At 61.7% G+C, this 15082-nt stretch carries 13 protein-coding genes; 8 read left to right on the top strand and 5 right to left on the bottom strand.

The window, feature by feature from the left end:
- Positions 1-32 precede the first annotated feature (32 nt).
- From AC0Z4S_RS18595 to AC0Z4S_RS18580, 4 genes are all read left to right on the top strand, one after another.
- Entirely contained in the window at positions 33-2384 is a 2352-nt protein-coding gene (locus AC0Z4S_RS18595) for a 7TM diverse intracellular signaling domain-containing protein (RefSeq protein ID WP_485624097.1), read from the top strand.
- A gap of 95 nt (positions 2385-2479) precedes the next feature.
- Entirely contained in the window at positions 2480-4129 is a 1650-nt protein-coding gene (locus AC0Z4S_RS18590) for an acyl-CoA dehydrogenase family protein (protein ID WP_485624095.1), read from the top strand.
- Positions 4130-4312: 183 nt separating this feature from the next.
- Positions 4313-5812, top strand: a complete 1500-nt coding sequence (gene amn / locus AC0Z4S_RS18585) for an AMP nucleosidase (protein ID WP_161806087.1) — start codon at positions 4313-4315, stop codon at positions 5810-5812.
- Positions 5813-5884: 72 nt separating this feature from the next.
- The gene (locus AC0Z4S_RS18580) at positions 5885-6520 is read left to right on the top strand and encodes a pseudouridine synthase (protein ID WP_485624093.1); all 636 of its coding nucleotides are present in this window, start codon (positions 5885-5887) and stop codon (positions 6518-6520) included.
- Here the strand turns inward: AC0Z4S_RS18580 and AC0Z4S_RS18575 are convergent.
- Both AC0Z4S_RS18575 and AC0Z4S_RS18570 read right to left on the bottom strand, forming a co-directional pair.
- Positions 6515-6724 (bottom strand): DUF2788 domain-containing protein, encoded by a 210-nt coding sequence (locus tag AC0Z4S_RS18575; protein WP_016773053.1) that lies wholly within the window; start codon positions 6722-6724, stop codon positions 6515-6517. The two genes, AC0Z4S_RS18580 and AC0Z4S_RS18575, sit on opposite strands and share 6 nt — an antisense overlap.
- Positions 6725-7021: 297 nt before the next feature.
- Positions 7022-7501, bottom strand: a complete 480-nt coding sequence (locus AC0Z4S_RS18570) for an Lrp/AsnC family transcriptional regulator (RefSeq protein WP_008081091.1) — start codon at positions 7499-7501, stop codon at positions 7022-7024.
- A 450-nt stretch (positions 7502-7951) separates the two neighbouring features.
- Between AC0Z4S_RS18570 and AC0Z4S_RS18565 the strand changes: the two genes are divergently transcribed.
- Complete coding sequence (locus tag AC0Z4S_RS18565; protein ID WP_485624090.1) at positions 7952-8890, top strand: DUF6515 family protein; 939 nt, start codon at positions 7952-7954, stop codon at positions 8888-8890.
- Here AC0Z4S_RS18565 and AC0Z4S_RS18560 read toward each other — a convergent pair.
- A complete protein-coding gene (locus tag AC0Z4S_RS18560; protein ID WP_064364070.1) occupies positions 8884-9780 on the bottom strand; it encodes a cation diffusion facilitator family transporter in 897 nt (298 codons plus the stop codon). The two genes, AC0Z4S_RS18565 and AC0Z4S_RS18560, sit on opposite strands and share 7 nt — an antisense overlap.
- Before the next feature lie 12 nt (positions 9781-9792).
- Positions 9793-10212, bottom strand: coding sequence for a polyribonucleotide nucleotidyltransferase (locus AC0Z4S_RS18555; protein WP_485624088.1), 420 nt, complete (start codon positions 10210-10212; stop codon positions 9793-9795).
- Between the two features lie 110 nt (positions 10213-10322).
- Here AC0Z4S_RS18555 and hrpB point away from each other — a divergent pair, with 110 nt between their 5' ends.
- The 3 genes from hrpB to AC0Z4S_RS18540 all read left to right on the top strand — a co-directional run bounded on the left by hrpB (position 10323) and on the right by AC0Z4S_RS18540 (position 13985).
- The gene (gene hrpB, locus AC0Z4S_RS18550; RefSeq protein ID WP_485624086.1) at positions 10323-12842 is read left to right on the top strand and encodes an ATP-dependent helicase HrpB; all 2520 of its coding nucleotides are present in this window, start codon (positions 10323-10325) and stop codon (positions 12840-12842) included.
- Between the two features lie 131 nt (positions 12843-12973).
- Positions 12974-13546, top strand: a complete 573-nt coding sequence (locus AC0Z4S_RS18545) for a hypothetical protein (protein WP_485624085.1) — start codon at positions 12974-12976, stop codon at positions 13544-13546.
- Positions 13547-13559: 13 nt separating this feature from the next.
- Positions 13560-13985, top strand: a complete 426-nt coding sequence (locus AC0Z4S_RS18540; protein ID WP_485624084.1) for a hypothetical protein — start codon at positions 13560-13562, stop codon at positions 13983-13985.
- Between the two features lie 10 nt (positions 13986-13995).
- Here AC0Z4S_RS18540 and AC0Z4S_RS18535 read toward each other — a convergent pair whose 3' ends face one another.
- Entirely contained in the window at positions 13996-15075 is a 1080-nt protein-coding gene (locus AC0Z4S_RS18535) for an endonuclease/exonuclease/phosphatase family protein (RefSeq protein ID WP_485624083.1), read from the bottom strand.
- Positions 15076-15082 lie beyond the last annotated feature (7 nt).

The raw sequence follows: 15082 nt of genomic DNA, 5'->3' as shown, positions 1-15082 counted from the left end.
GACACAACCGGACGAGCCACGCTGGGGCTTCAATGCGCTATTTGCTGATGTTGCTGTTCTGCTTGCCCCTCATGGCGAGCGCTGTCGAATTCGACGAATTCACCCAGAGCCTGCCGCTGGGCCGATCGCTGCAAGTGTTCGAAGACCCGAGCGGTCAAGCGACGATTGCCGACGTCCGTGCGCAAGACGCCGCCGGCCAGTTCAAAGCCCACGACAAAGCCACGCTCAATGCCGGTTACTCGCGTTCGGCGTTCTGGCTGAAGATCGATCTGCATTACCGCCCGAGCAATCCGGCCGCACAGCGCACCTGGCTGCTGGAGCTGGCGTATCCGCCCCTCGATCACCTCGATCTGTACTTGCCTGACGCCAGTGGTGAATACCGTCTGGAGCGCCAGACCGGTGATGCCTTGCCGTTCGCCAGCCGCGAGATCCGCCAGAACAATTACCTGTTCGACCTGCCTTTCAAACCGAATCAACAACAGACGCTGTACCTGCGCCTGGCCAGCGAAGGCTCGATCCAGGCGCCGGTGACGTTGTGGTCGAGCACCGCGTACCTCGAAGACCAACCGGTGCGCCTGTATGTGCTCGGCATCATTTATGGCGTGCTGCTGGGGATGCTGGTCTACAACCTGTTCATCTACCTGAGCGTGCGCGACACCAGCTACCTCTATTACATCTTCTATATCGGCTCGTTCGGCCTTTATCAGTTGTCGGTAAACGGTGCGGCGGTCGAGTATTTCTGGCCGGACAACCCATGGTGGGCCAACGCTGCGACGCCGTTCTTCATTGGATGCGCCGGACTGTTCGGCAGCCAGTTCGCCCGCAGTTTCCTGCAGACCAAAACCCACAGCCCCTGGCTGGATCGTTTGCTGGTCGGTTTGGTTGCCTTCAGTGCGCTGGTGATCGGTCTGTCGCTGATGACCAGTTACGCCCTGGCCCTGCGCCTGGCCACCACCCTGGCGCTGACCTTCACCGTGGTGATCTTTGCCGCCGGAATCCTTGCCTGGTGGCGCGGCCTGCGCGTGGCGCGCTATTTCATCATCGCCTGGTCGGCGTTTTTGCTTGGTGGCATCGTCAACACGCTGATGGTGCTGGGCCTGCTGCCCAATGTGTTCCTGACCATGTACGCCAGCCAGATCGGCTCGGCGATCGAGGTCGCGCTACTGTCGCTGGCGCTGGCCGATCGCATCAACGCCATGCGCGAACAACAGGCGCAGACCTTGTTCGACGCCGGGCAGAAACTCGAAGTGCTCAACCAGCAACTGGCCCACAGCAACAAGCTCAAGGATGAATTTCTCGCCACCCTGACCCACGAACTGCGCACGCCGATGAACGGGGTGATCGGTTCGCTGGAGCTGATGCAGACCGTCGACCTCGATCCCGAGCTTGAGCAATATCAACAGACCGCCGCCGGTTCCGCCCGCGACATGATGCGCATGGTCAATGGCATCCTCACCCTGACTGAATTGCAGGCCGGCAAGCTCAAGGCCACGCCGGGCAGTTTCAGCCTGCGCGCAGTGGTCGAAGCGCTGCGCGTGCAGTTCGAGGGTAATGCGGCGAGCAAGTCGCTGGACTTCAAGGTCGACGTGCTGCCGACCCTGCCGGATCGCTTGCTCGGCGACAGCGCGAAACTGGCGCAGTGCCTGGAATGCCTGCTCGACAATGCGATCAAGTTCACCCGTGTCGGCGGCCTTGCGCTACGCGTTACCGGGCGGCCTTCGACGGATAACCGCATGGCGCTGTCGTTTGCGGTGATCGACACCGGCATCGGTTTCACCGATCTCGGCGAGGCCACCCTGTATCAGCGCTTCTTCCAGCTCGACGGTTCGATGACTCGCGAATACGGCGGCCTGGGGGTAGGTCTGGCGATCTGTCGGCAACTGGTCGAATTGCTCGGCGGCAAACTCACCCACCGCTCCGAGCCGGGGCGCGGCAGCCGTTTCCAGCTCGATGTTGAGTTCGAGCTGCCGATTATCGAAGCGCCTGCGGATCAGCCGACCCGCGATTGCATTCGTGCGCCGCAGGATTGCACGGTGCTGTTGGTGGATGACAACAGCGTCAACCAACTGGTGATGCGCGGCATGTTGCTCAAGCTCGGTTTTCGCGTGCGCAGCGCTGACAACGGCGCCGCCGCGCTGGACTGCCTGCAACGGGAAAGCTTCGACGCGGTGCTGATCGATTGCCAGTTGCCCAGCCACGAAGGCGCATCGTTGTGCTGCCAGATCCATGCGTTGCCGGGCTGCGCGCACCTGCCGGTATTCATGTTGGCGTTGAGCGCTGACCGCCAGCAATGCGCCCCGGGCGTGGTCATCGACTATCTGCCCAAACCGGTGAAATTCGAGGATCTGCAGGCTGCGTTGCAGCGCCGCGTGCTCAGCTGCTGATGGGGTAAAAGCGCCGCAAAAACGGCGCCTATGACACTTTGTTCAAAAAAGCACCAGTGCTTAACTGGTGCCATTGCTGAACAAGGAGCGCCGTCATGAACCTGCATCAGTTCGCCGAAACCCACGAAGTCACCAATCAGCCGCCGTCGCTGGACGGCACCAATCTGTACCGCATCGACCTGCCGTTACAGGAGTGGTCGCGGCGTTTTGGCGCCGGTTGGGCCGAGTCGCGGATCGACGCCTATGGCGCACTGGCGGGCGGGCCTTTGATGGAAGCGGGGTTTCTCGCCAACCAGAACAAACCGCTATTTGCCAGCCATGATCGCTACGGTCACCGCATCGATCTCGTCGAATTTCATCCGGCTTATCACGAGCTCATGCGTACCGCGATTGAACATGGCCTGACCTCGCTGCCCTGGGCGCACCCGCAGGACGGCGCACATGTCGCCCGCGCGTCGATGACCTATCTGCACAGCCAGGCTGAAGCGGGCAGTGGGTGCCCGTTGACCATGACCTTCGCCAGCGTGCCGGCCCTGCGCTTGCAGCCGGACCTGGCTGAACAGTGGCTGCCGAAAGTCCTCGCCACCGAATACGATCCGCGCAACGTTGGCATGGCGCACAAGGCCGGCGTGACCATCGGCATGGCGATGACCGAGAAGCAGGGCGGCACCGACGTTCGCGCCAATACCACCAAGGCTTATCCGGTCGGCGCCAGCGGCCCGGGACAGGCTTATGAATTGGTCGGGCACAAGTGGTTCTGCTCGGCGCCGATGTGCGACGCCTTCCTCACGCTGGCGCAGACCGACAAGGGCTTGAGTTGCTTCCTGCTGCCGCGGCATCGCCCGGACGACACGCGCAATCAGTTCTACATCCAGCGTCTGAAAAACAAACTCGGCAACCAGTCCAACGCCTCCAGCGAAGTGGAATTTCGTGGTGCACTGGCGTGGATGATCGGCGAAGAAGGGCGCGGTGTGCCGACCATTATCGAGATGGTGGCGATGACCCGTTTCGATTGCATGGTCGGCTCCAGCTCGCTGATGCGCCAGGCGCTGACCCAGGCCAGCCATCACTGCGCACACCGTAAGGTTGGTGGCAAATTGCTTAGCGAGCAGCCGCTGATGCAAAACGTGCTGGCCGATCTGGCGCTGGAAAGCGAAGCGGCGCTGGCTTTGAGTCTGCGCATGGGCAAGGCCCTCGATCATCTGGATGATCGTCACGAAGCGCAGTTCGCGCGGCTGGTGACGGCGGTGGGCAAATACTGGATATGCAAACGTGCGCCAGGAATGATCAACGAAGCCGCCGAGTGCATGGGCGGCGCCGGTTATGTCGAAGACAGCATCCTGCCGCGCCTGTACCGCGAAGCGCCGGTGAATTCGACCTGGGAAGGGTCGGGAAATGTGCAGTGTCTGGACGTGCTGCGCGCATTGTCGAAAGAGCCGGGCGTGCTCGATGTGCTGTTCAGCGAACTGGGCGACGGCCATGGCGACAAGCGTCTGGCCACGCATATCCAGCAGTTGCAGGCGCAATTCAAGGACACCAGTGATATTCAGTATCGGGCGCGGCAGCTGACCGAGGACATTGCGCTTGGGTTGCAGGCCAAGCTTCTGTTGGAGGCGGGGAATTCAACCGTCAGTGATGCCTTCATTGCCAGCCGCTTGAGTGGTGGTGGTCGCGTCTACGGCGCGTTGCCGCGTGGGCTGGATGTCGAAACCATCGTCGCCCGCTCGACCCCACAGCTTTTATGACCCACCTCAAATTCCCCCTGTGGGAGCGAGCCTGCTCGCGAAAGCGGTACATCAGTCGACATAAATGTTGAATGACAAACCGCATTCGCGAGCAAGCTCGCTCCCACAGGGGATCTTCATTAATTTAAAGATTTCGGTACACCCACAACGCCACTGTTCCCGTGCGACCACGATGCAGGCAAGATGAAGCTCTGCAAGTCAGAACACAGGAAGCTGATCGTGACCGAAGCGTTTATTGTCGTTCAAACCGCCGAACAAGCCGTGGATCGTCTGGCCGAGCTGCATGAGCGGGCCACCACTGCGCTGAATTCAGCGCTCAAGCGTTACCTCAAGGACCGCGTCGAACCCGACGCCGAACAGCGTGCCCTGTTTCGCTATCCCGAACTGCGTCTGACCTACCACTGCCAGGGCGAAGTGCCGCAGACCACCCGCGCTTACGCCAAGGTGCAGTTGCCGGGCACTTACAGCGTCACCGTCACTCACCCGGCGGCGTTTCGCAAATACCTGCTCGAACAACTGACGCCGTTGATGCACGACTTCACCGTAACCGTCGAAGTCGGCGTCAGCCAGCAGAACATTCCGTATCCGTATGTGGTCGAGCAGGGCGATGAACTGGCCGGTTCCGGCGTCACCGCGGCGGTGCTGGCGCGGGTGTTCCCGAGTACCGATCTGTCCGCCGCCACTGATGGCATTGCCGACGGTCTCTACGACTGGGAAAACACCGATCCGCTGCCACTGGCGCTGTTCGATGCCGCACGCGTGGACTTTTCCCTGCGCCGTCTGGTGCATTACACCGGCAGCGACTGGCGCCATGTGCAGCCGTGGATCCTGCTGACCAACTATCACCGCTACGTCGACCAGTTCATCGTTCATGGCCTGGAGCAACTGCGCAACGACCCGCGTTTCGTGCGCATGGTTCTGCCGGGCAACGTGATCATCGAGAAGAGCATGGATCACGGCGAAGCCTCGGCGATTGCCGCCGGTGTGGTCTGGCACCGTTACCAGATGCCGGCCTATCACCTGATCGCCAACGACGGCCACGGCGTCACGCTGGTGAACATTGGCGTCGGCCCGTCCAACGCCAAGAACATCACCGATCACCTGGCTGTGCTGCGTCCGCATTGCTGGCTGATGATCGGCCACTGCGGCGGTCTGCGTCAGTCGCAGACCATCGGCGACTACGTTTTGGCTCACGCCTATATGCGCCGCGACGGCATTCTCGACCGCGTGGTGCCGCCGAATATTCCGATCCCGGCACTGGCCGAAGTGCAGCTTGCTCTGCAGCAGGCAGCGGCGAATGTCACTGGCGAGAAGGGCGACGACCTGAAAAAACGCCTGCGCACCGGCACGGTCCTGACCTACGACGACCGTAACTGGGAATTGCGCTGGGCTCAGGAACGACCGCTGATCAACCTGTCCCGCGCGGTCGCAGTGGACATGGAAAGCGGCACCATTGCCGCCCAGGGTTATCGCCTGCGAGTGCCGTATGGCACGCTGCTCTGCGTTTCGGACAAACCACTGCACAGCGAAATCAAACTGCCGGGCTCGGCCAACGCCTTCTATGAGCGTGCGGTCAGCCAGCATTTGAAAATCGGTATCGAAGCGGTGGATCTGCTGCGCACCGAACTCAACTCGCTGCACTCGCGCAAGTTGCGCAGCTTCGACGAGCCGCCGTTCCGTTAACGGTTAGTCGTGGTCATTTGGCGGTCGGGGCACTAGCATTAACAGCCCTGACCGTTAGATGTTCTCTTCGCCATGTCCCGTCCCCCACGTCCACCTTCGCGCCGTCCCGGTGTGAAAGCGCAATCGTCCTCGCCACGCCGTGTCGCAAAAGCGCCGCCGGCCGAGCCGAAGCTGATCCTGTTCAACAAACCTTTCGACGTGCTGACGCAATTCAGCGACGGTGAAGGGCGGGCGACGCTCAAGGATTACATTGAGGTGCCGGGGATTTATCCGGCCGGACGTCTGGATCGCGACAGCGAAGGTTTATTGCTGCTGACCAACGACGGCCAGTTGCAGGCGCGCATCGCCGATCCGAAACACAAACTGGCGAAGACCTATTGGGTGCAAGTGGAGGGCGAGCCGACGGCCGAGCAGTTGCAGCGCCTGCGTGATGGCGTCGAGCTGAATGACGGCATGACCTTGCCCGCAGAAGCGCGGCAGGTGGATGAGCCGCAGTTGTGGCCGCGCAATCCCCCGGTGCGCTTTCGCAAAAGCGTGCCGACGAGCTGGCTGGAACTGGTGATTCGCGAAGGACGCAACCGTCAGGTGCGGCGCATGACGGCGGCGGTCGGGCTACCGACGTTGCGTCTGGTGCGGGTCAGGATTGGCGACTGGACGATTGAAGGGCTCGATCAGGGCCAGTGGCAGGAAGTGCCGGCGCGCTTATAAGGCGCCGGATTCGATCAGGCCGATCACCACACTCTTGATGATGAACGCGGCCACGCCCAGCCCCAGCACGAAAAACAGAATGAACGAGCCGAACCGCCCGGCCTTGGACTTCTTCGCCAGATCCCAGACGATGAAACCCATGAAAATGATCAGGATGCTGACCAGACCGGTCATCATCCATTCTTCGAACAGTGCTGGATCCATTGGCGATCTCCGGCGCGGACAGGGCTAAAGGGCGGCGGCGAGTATACGCCAAGGGCGGATGGCGGGGCATTGATCTGTGTCGCCTGTGCCGGCCTCTTCGCGAGCAGGCTCGCTCCCACAGGTTGAAATGCATTCCAAATGTGGGAGCGAGCCTGCTCGCGAAAGCGATTTCAGCTACGCAAATGAGTCAGCGGCAATTTGATCGTTCCCACGCTCTGCGTGGGAATGCAGTTTGGGGCGCTCTGCGTCCCAATCACAAGATCGCAGCCTTCGGCAGCTCCTACAGAGGGACAGTGTTCAATTGCGCAGATGGGTGAGAGGCAATTCCGTGCTGTTTAAAACTTGATTCAACACAAAACTCGACCGCACGCTCGTAACCCCCTCAATCCGGGTCAAATGCCCCAACAGCAACTTCTGATAGTGATCCATATCCGGCACCACCACTTTCAACTGGTAATCAGCATCCACTCCGGTCACCAGGCTGCACTCCAGCACTTGCGGCAACGTGCGAATTGCCGCCTCGAAATTCTCGAAGCGCTCGGGGGTGTGCCGGTCCATGCCGATCAGCACATACGCCGTCAGGCTCAAGCCGAGCATCTTGCGATCGAGCAGCGCAACCTGGCGCGAGATATAGCCATCGTCTTCAAGCTGCTTGACCCGGCGCGAGCAAGGCGAGGGCGACAGACCGATGCGCTCGGCCAGTTCCTGGTTGGAGATACGGGCGTCGCGCTGCAATTCCGCCAAAATACTCAGGTCATACCGGTCAAGTTTGCTCATCAATCTGTCCTTGGTCGTAACTATTGCGGCAGATTATCTATCCAGGGTTAAAAATTGCGCAAGCAGTGTTTAATTGAGCAATTTTCGCAATCATCTGTCGCGGTCTCAGGCCTATTCTTATCACCAGAATCACTGCTCGGTAACATAGTCCACGCGGCCCGCCCAATCAGGCCCGCCGCGGCCGCCACCCCCACCGGGGATGTGCCGGCCCCCGAGCTGCACACTGTCCAGAAGACGGCGTGAGGTGAGCCGACGTCAAAAGCGTCGAGCCAGGACGAAGTTCTCCAGAAGGGAGGCCGACGGGTCTCCCTTTTTTCTTGCCTGCGATTTCATGTTGGCGACTCAATAAATATGTCGCGCGACTGATAACCTGTGGCAGAACCCGGTGGGCCTGATTCGAGTCTCAGCAACAGGCCCTCCCAACGACAGGCTCCCACAATGAGGAAAAGCATGAATTCGCGCATCTGGCGTCTGGCCGGTGTTGGTTTGCTGTGTGTGGGTGTCGGTGCGCAAGCGCTGGCGGATGAGCCGCAGAATCGCGGGCCGGGCAACGGGCCGCAAAACGACGGGATCATCCGTGGCGACAACAGCCGCCAGTTCGAACAGAACGGCCAGCCGCCCAACAATGACGGTCAATGGCAGAACCGCAACCGTGCCGATGATCGTCCAGAACCGCCTCGCCAGCCGGGCAACAACCTGCCGATCCAGCCGCGACCCGACGCCGTGCACCAGACTCAGGAGCCGCGTCAGGGTTACTACCGCGACGAGCGCCCGCAGAACGGTTATCACAATCAGCAATGGCAGACGCGGCCGCGTCCCGATGACAACCGCTGGCCGGGTCGTCCGAACGGTCACGGCAATGGCTGGGGCCCCGGCCCGCAATATCGACCGGGGCATGTGATCGAGCGTTTCCCGGATCGTGATTACCGCGTGCCTTATCGCGGTCAGGAGTACTTCTATTCCGGCGGCTATTGGTATCGGCCGCAAGGCCCGCGCTACATCGTCGTGCAGCCACCGCGCGGGATCCGCATCCAGTATTTGCCGGATTACGCCCGTGAAGTGTGGGTCGGTGGTTCGCTGCTGTTCCTCGCCGCCGGCTCGTATTACGCCTATCAGGAGGCGACGCAGGATTACGTGGTGGTCGAGCCGCCGGTGCAGCAACAGCCGCAACCACAATCCCAAGGCTATGACGTCGAAGCCTACCCGGCCAACGGCCAGTCACCGCAGCAAGTGCAGCAGGACGGTTACCAGTGCTCGCAGTACGCGGTGCAGCAAAGCGGTTTCGACCCGCGCACCGCGACTTATCAACCGGCGCCCGAAGTGGTTCAGGCGTATCGCCAGGCGCAGGGCAACTGCCTGAGCAGTCGCGGTTACCAGGTCAATTATTGAGTGCGGGCGGCGAGCACCACTTCCTGTGGGTCGGCGTGCACCAGCACTTCGGCCTTCGGATAAGCCCTGTGAATCGCCGCTGCCGCTTGATCGCTGATGCCATGGGCAACTGACAGGGTCAGTTCGCCTGGCAATTCAAGATGCAATTGCACAAACCAGTGATTGCCGGAAATCCGCGTGCGCAGGTCATGTGCGCCGAGCACGCCCGGCACGCTGCAGGCCAGTTCGAGCATGTGCTGGCTGACATCGGTCGGCAGTTCCTCGTCCATCAACACCGAAAAACTTTCCCGGGCGATCTGGATCGCGCTCCAGAAAATGTACGCGGCAATCCCCAGGCCAAACCAAGCATCCAGTTGCGCAAAGCCCATACCCGCCAGCACCAGCGCGATCAGGATGCTGCCGTTGAGCAGCAGGTCTGAACGGTAATGCAGCGAGTCGGCGCGTACGGCGTTGGAGCCGGTCTGCTTGATCACCCGATGCTGCAACATCAGCAGCGCGGCGGTCAGCAGCAGAGAAAACACGATCACCCCGATGCTCAGCCAAGGCGCGCCAAGCGGCTCCGGCGTCTGCAAGCGCTGGTAGGCCTGAAACGCGATCAACACCGCGCTGCCACCGATGAACAACGCCTGCGCCATGCCCGCCAGGGACTCGGCTTTGCCGTGGCCATAACGGTGATCGTCATCCGCCGGGCGCAACGCGTAATGCACTGCCAGCAGATTGAGCATCGAGGTGACGCCATCCAGCGCCGAGTCGGTGAGGCCGGCGAGCATGCTCACCGAACCACTGAGCCACCAGGCAATCGCCTTGGCGACGATCAGCGTGCAGGCGACCGCCACCGAAGCGCGGGTCGCCAGCCGCAGCAGGCGGGCGTGTTCGGGGCTGGAGGTCATTGAACGTCCTTGTTAAGCGGCGGGTTGCAGGCCGAACATCGCCAGTTGTTGAGTGCTGCCTTTGTGTTGAATCAGGCGCGGGTCGTCGAGTGGGAAATCTCGGCCCAACTCGCTTTCAAGAATCGCCTGCAACTTGTGATTGTCGACCTGACCGTCCGGGCCGATGGCTTGCTTGAGCCTGGCCGGATCGATCTGCGCAGTGTGGCCCGGTTCGAAATAGATCGCGCCGGTGGCGAAGTCGACGGCAAACGCGATCAGCCCGGGAATGATGTAGAACAGCAGGCCCACGGCGTCGAGCACGGCAATCGCCGGGTCGATCTTGCCGTCGATCTGGCCACGCCGGTCCGGGTAGAAAATCGAACCGCACGCTGACAGTTGCGTGAGAAGGGTGGCAACCAGAACACCGCCAATCAGGCGAAAGGGTAAGCGCATGGAAATGTCTCCTGAGTCATCAAATAACGAAGCTTCGTCTTGTGAAGTTAAGACCCTGACGAACGCGTTGCAGTTCGCCGTTATACTCGCGCCTCTGTTTGGGAGCCAGCATGATTTCTTTGCCGATCGACGATGTTTTACCCGCGCTGCGTGAAGCCCTCGCGTCGCGCCATGAAGCTGTGCTCGAAGCACCGCCCGGCGCCGGTAAAACCACCCGCGTGCCCTTGGCCTTGCTCAATGAAGCCTGGCTGGGCGGGCAGACCATCGTCATGCTCGAACCCCGGCGTCTGGCTGCGCGGGCGGCGGCGGAGCGTTTGGCCAGCGAGCTCGGTGAGCAGGTCGGTGAAACCGTCGGTTATCGCATTCGCCTCGACAGCAAGGTCGGCCCGAAGACGCGTATCGAAGTGGTCACCGAAGGCATCCTCACCCGGCGCTTGCAGGACGACCCGGCGCTGGAAGGCGTGGGCCTGCTGATCTTCGACGAATTTCATGAACGCAGTCTCGACGCCGATCTGGCGCTGGCGCTCAGTCTGAACGGTCGCGAGCTGTTTCGCGCTGAACAGCCGCTGAAGATTTTGCTGATGTCGGCCACCCTCGAAGGCGAGCGCTTGGCTGGCTTGCTCGATGACGCGCCGATCCTTCGCAGCGAAGGGCGCATGTATCCGGTGACGATGCGCTGGGGCCGACCATTTCAGCCGGGCGAATATATCGATCAGCGCATCACGCAAACCGTGCTCGAAGCGCTGCACGACGAGACCGGCAGCCTGTTGGTGTTCCTGCCGGGGCAAGCAGAAATCCGCCGCGTGCATCAGCAGTTGGCCGACGCCATCGGCGAGCGCAAGGACGTTTTGCTGTGCCCGCTGCACGGTGAACTCGACCTCAATGCGCAACGCGCGGCGATCGATCCGGCGCCGTCCGGCCAACGCAAAGTGGTGCTGGCGACCAACATCGCCGAGACCAGCCTGACCATCAACGGCGTGCGCGTGGTCATCGATGCCGGGCTGGCGCGCGTGCCGCGTTTCGACCCGGGCAGCGGCATGACCCGTCTCGACACACAACGAATCTCCAAGGCCAGCGCCACCCAGCGTTCCGGCCGCGCCGGGCGCCTGGAGCCGGGCGTGTGTTACCGCCTGTGGTCGCAGGACCAGCACGAACAACTGGCGGCCTATGGCAGCGCGGAAATTCTCTCGGCGGATCTGGCCAGCCTCGCGTTGCAGCTTGGGCGCTGGGGCGTGGCCCCGGGCGAACTGGTCTGGCTCGACGTGCCGCCCGCCGCCGCGTATGCCCAGGCGCAGGATCTGCTGCAACGGCTCGGCGCCTTGCACGGCGACACGCTGACGGCCCACGGCCAGGCGATGGCCGAACTGCCGGCGCATCCGCGCATTGCGCATTTGCTGTTGCGCGGTCAGGCGCTGGGGTTGGCGGCCATGGCCTGCGATGTGGCGGCACTGCTCGGCGAGCGCGATATCCTGCGCGGCGCTGGCGCGGATTTGCACAGCCGATTGGTCCTGCTTTCTGGCGAAGAGCGCGCCGGTCGTGGGGCGCAGGGCGGGGTGCAGCGCGCCCGGCAATTGGCCCGGCAATATCGCGGCTATCTGCGCGGCAAGCCGAGCGAACCGGTCAGCGATGCCGAGCATCCGCGCTGGCTCGGCGCACTGCTGGCGCTGGCCTACCCGGATCGCGTCGCCCAGCAACGACGTGCCGGTGGTGCTGAATATCGTTTGGCCAACGGTCGCGCCGCGCTGTTCGCTGAGGCCGACAGCCTGATGAAGCACGAGTGGATCGTCATCGCCGACCTCGGCAGCCGTCAGGGCCAGCGCGAGGAACGGATTTATCTGGCGGCGGATTTCGATCCGGCGCTGTTCGATTCGTTGCTCGCCGAGCAAGTGCGCAGCGTCGATCAACTCGACTGGGACGAGCGCGAAGGCGTGTTGCGCGCCGAGCGCCAGCGCAAGGTCGGCGAGCTGATTCTCAGCCGCGAGCCGCTGACCGGTCTGGATGAAAACGCGCGCAGTCAGGCGCTGGTCAATCTGGTGCGGCGCAAGGGGCTGGAGCTGCTGCCATGGACGCCGGAACTGCGCCAGTGGCAAGCGCGGGTGGCGCTGTTGCGCCAGCTCGATCTGAGCACTCAGGACGACAGCCAGTGGCCGGATGTCAGCGACGCAGCGCTACTGAATACGCTGGAAGACTGGTTGATGCCGTATCTGGGCAAGGTCTCGCGGCTCAGCCATTTCGCCAGCCTCGATCTATTGAGCATCGTGCGCAATCTGCTGCCGTGGCCGCTGCCACAGAAGCTCGACGAACTGGCGCCGCATCATTTGAGCGTGCCGTCGGGCTCATCGATTCGTCTGGATTACAGCGAATACCCGCCGATTCTCGCGGTACGTCTGCAAGAGCTGTTCGGCTTGGCTGATACGCCACGGATTGCCGGCGGCCGGCAAGTGGTCAAGCTGCATCTGCTCTCGCCAGCGCGGCGCCCGGTGCAGGTTACTCAGGATCTGGCCAACTTCTGGCGCAGCACTTATGCCGAGGTGAAGAAGGATCTGAAGGGGCGATATCCGAAGCACTATTGGCCGGATGATCCCTTGGTCGCCGAAGCTACCGCACGGGCAAAACCACGGGGCACCTGACCTGCAATGGCAGCGCGCCATTAGCCCATCCGTGCTAATTGCCCTTGTTTGTTCAGGCTCGCAAAATCGCCGCCTGAACAATAACAAGCCTTGTTGCCTGGCAACTTGTGCCCAAGGAACGGAACTGCCCCATGACCTCTTTTTTCAAGCTCAAGAAGCTGATCTTCTTGTCGGCTGCGCTATTGGCCGCCTCCAGTCCGGCCCTGGCCGAAGAACCCAATCCGATTGGCGACTGGTGGATTATCTACGGCAACGGCGTGCCCCAGAAAAACATCATGTACGTCGCCGATGCGACGTCGGTAGTGCCTTCGCAGAAAACCAAAGGCGCGACCATGGTCGCGGTGACTCTGGTTTATGAAGAGCCGGGCAAACCGATGATCGACGTCTACAACCTCGAAGCCCAGTGCTCTACCGGCAAGGTTCGGTTTATCAATGGCCAGTCCATCGAACGTCTCGCCTACACCATGCGTCATCTGAAAGTTGCCAATCAATGGCAGACGCCGAAAGAGTTCTGGGTCCAGCAAGCGCTGAAGTTTGCCTGTGCGCCGGGCAGTCGCGCGAAAAACGACATGGCCGCCGTGGGCAAGATGGAATACCTGCAGATGATCGAGATGCTGCAGCAGATGTTCTTCAAGCTCGCGCCGATTCAGCAAAAGAGCCAGATGATGGACAACATCGACAGCCTGCTCGAACTCAAGAAATAAGCCGGGGCCTCCAATGACTTACACACGCTTATGGCTGGCAATCCTGTTGGCGGGGTTATTTTTGACCGGTTGTTCCAGCATTGCGCAAAGCCGCTGGGAAGGCCGCGACCTCCAGGAAGCACTGGACCTGTTCGGCACGCCCGACTCGATGGCAAAGGAAACCGGCCCGAATGGCGAACCCTTGGCCGTGCTGACCTGGTACAAGTCCGCGAGCTGGACCACCACCGAAGCGGCCGGGACTTCGATGACCCATACCGGCAACGGCATGATGTACACCGAGCACTACCAACAGGTCGGCCATAGTTCTACCTGCAAGTTGCAGGCGAAGATCAATCAGCAGAAGAAGATCGCCCAGTTCCTGATCGAAGACGGGCGAATACTGCACGGCAAGTGCGCCAATGTTCGCTATGTTCCGGGTTACGTTCCGCCCGGTTTATAAGGGCAAAAGCTTATGGCGCAGCGGGTAGCAAGAACCGCGCAATCACCGGCAAGTGATCGGAGATGCGCAAGGTATCGTCCTGCCGCACCTGCGCTTGCACGCGTTTGAGCTTCGGGCTGTAGAACAGATAATCGACCGTGCGATCCGGGCCGTTGAGGCCGGGGTCGTTGGGGTAATGGGTCAGCCATTTGGCCCGGTCGATGCCGCCGGCTTCGTTGTTGGTCGGGATCATCGGGTACTTGTCCCACAGCAGGTGCAGTTCGCTGTCGGCGGAGTAGGGCGTGCGCCGCTCGACGGGCAGGCGCCGATACTGGCCGAGCGGCAACAGATTGAAATCGCCACCGATCAGCCAGGGCAGGCCTTGGCTTTCATACTTGTCGAGCACTTTGGCCACCGCAGCGACTTGCGCGTGTACGTTGCCGTCCGCCTGGCTGGCGCGCTGCAAGTGGGTGTTGAATACGGTCAGTTGTCCGCCATCGCTGAGCGGCAGCTTGGCTGCCAGCAAAGCGTCTTTGGGCTGGAACTGGCGGCTGATGAAGTTGCTTGAGGCAACAGGAAGTTGCAGGCGTTCGGCGTGTTCGATGCGATAGCGACTCAATGTCGCCAACTGGCGGCCGACGCTGCCGTAGATATGGGGGTCGGGGACGAAATCGGCCTTCCAGTCGAAGGCGCTGGCACTGCACGGATACAGGTCGGCGACGCGTTCCTGCAACAGCTTGAGCTGATTCTGGTAATCGCTGGCCTTGGCGCCGTCGTCGAGCTCCTGCAACAGCACCACATCGGGTTGTTCGTCGCGGATCACCCGCGCCACTTCGTCGAGGCTGAAAGCCATGTCTTCGAGAGTTGGCGCTTCATCGTCGCCCTGAGCCAAGTCATTCCAGAACACGTAGCGCTTGCCGGCGAGGAACTGCACGTTCCACGTCATGACTTTCAGCGCTTGCCCGGGCACCAGTGTCGGCGCCGTAGCATTACAGCTGACCGGCAGGGTTTCGCGGGCGTCGGGACGCCAGGTGAGGCTGAACAGCAGCACGCCGAGCAGGACGACGGCGAGGACAACAAGGAGCAAGGTGTAGCGCAGCAGACGGGTCATGGCTCGG

Source organism: Pseudomonas sp. 1L-B-1-E-C1 (genome assembly GCF_057291835.1).
Note: the sequence above shows the minus strand (reverse complement) of the source record. Positions and strands in the feature narration are given on the sequence as shown.

Coding starts and splice junctions, on each gene's coding strand:
- AC0Z4S_RS18580 (WP_485624093.1), top strand. CDS start 5,885: ATGTCCCGTCCCCCACGTCCACCTTCGCGCCGTCCCGGTGTGAAAGCG.
- AC0Z4S_RS18535 (WP_485624083.1), bottom strand. CDS start 15,075: ATGACCCGTCTGCTGCGCTACACCTTGCTCCTTGTTGTCCTCGCCGTC.
- AC0Z4S_RS18595 (WP_485624097.1), top strand. CDS start 33: ATGCGCTATTTGCTGATGTTGCTGTTCTGCTTGCCCCTCATGGCGAGC.
- AC0Z4S_RS18575 (WP_016773053.1), bottom strand. CDS start 6,724: ATGGATCCAGCACTGTTCGAAGAATGGATGATGACCGGTCTGGTCAGC.
- amn (WP_161806087.1), top strand. CDS start 4,313: ATGAAGCTCTGCAAGTCAGAACACAGGAAGCTGATCGTGACCGAAGCG.
- AC0Z4S_RS18565 (WP_485624090.1), top strand. CDS start 7,952: ATGAATTCGCGCATCTGGCGTCTGGCCGGTGTTGGTTTGCTGTGTGTG.
- hrpB (WP_485624086.1), top strand. CDS start 10,323: ATGATTTCTTTGCCGATCGACGATGTTTTACCCGCGCTGCGTGAAGCC.
- AC0Z4S_RS18570 (WP_008081091.1), bottom strand. CDS start 7,501: ATGAGCAAACTTGACCGGTATGACCTGAGTATTTTGGCGGAATTGCAG.
- AC0Z4S_RS18590 (WP_485624095.1), top strand. CDS start 2,480: ATGAACCTGCATCAGTTCGCCGAAACCCACGAAGTCACCAATCAGCCG.
- AC0Z4S_RS18555 (WP_485624088.1), bottom strand. CDS start 10,212: ATGCGCTTACCCTTTCGCCTGATTGGCGGTGTTCTGGTTGCCACCCTT.
- AC0Z4S_RS18560 (WP_064364070.1), bottom strand. CDS start 9,780: ATGACCTCCAGCCCCGAACACGCCCGCCTGCTGCGGCTGGCGACCCGC.
- AC0Z4S_RS18540 (WP_485624084.1), top strand. CDS start 13,560: ATGACTTACACACGCTTATGGCTGGCAATCCTGTTGGCGGGGTTATTT.
- AC0Z4S_RS18545 (WP_485624085.1), top strand. CDS start 12,974: ATGACCTCTTTTTTCAAGCTCAAGAAGCTGATCTTCTTGTCGGCTGCG.